Below are 547 nucleotides of genomic sequence, written 5' to 3'. Positions count from 1 at the left end.
GTCCTGTGAGCAACACGGAAGCTTGCACATCCTGTGCATCGCGAGTCCAGTATGGTTCACCATGATTTATCTACAAAAGTGGAGCACATGCTTTGCAGCGTATGCCAAGTACTTTTGCAGGGCCCAAGAGGGCAGGAATGTTACACATGCGGGTGTGGCGGAATTGGCAGACGCACTAGACTTAGGATCTAGCGCTTCGGCGTGGGGGTTCAAGTCCCTCCACCCGCATCACTTTTCCCTTAAAAGTGAAGAGAAGGCTTTGGAGTTTATGCCGAATACTTTTATGGGGCCCAAAAGCAGTAAAACTATATGCGGACATAGCTCAGTTGGTAGAGTACGACCTTGCCAAGGTCGGGGTCGCGAGTTCGAATCTCGTTGTCCGCTCCATCTATGTTCTACCCACAAAAGTGAAGCACATGCTTTGCAGCTTATGCCGAATACTTTTGCGGGGCCCAATAGATATGTTAATTATGTGCCCGTAGCTCAATCGGATAGAGTGTCTGACTACGAATCAGAAGGTTGGGAGTTCGAGTCTCTCCGGGCACGC

Annotated in this window: 3 tRNA genes; all 3 read left to right on the top strand. The window is 50.1% G+C overall.

From position 1 onward, the window contains the following. Nucleotides 1–148 precede the first annotated feature (148 nt). A tRNA-Leu gene (locus AB3351_RS23560) sits at nt 149–228 on the top strand. A gap of 83 nt (nt 229–311) precedes the next feature. Continuing rightward, nucleotides 312–387, top strand: a tRNA-Gly gene (locus AB3351_RS23555). Between the two features lie 85 nt (nt 388–472). Further along, nucleotides 473–546, top strand: a tRNA-Arg gene (locus tag AB3351_RS23550). The last annotated feature ends 1 nt before the right edge of the window (nt 547 follow it).

It is taken from the genome of Aneurinibacillus sp. REN35, assembly GCF_041379945.2.
In the GTDB taxonomy this organism is placed as follows: Bacteria; Bacillota; Bacilli; order Aneurinibacillales; family Aneurinibacillaceae; genus Aneurinibacillus.
This window is presented reverse-complemented; position numbering and strand designations above follow the sequence as displayed.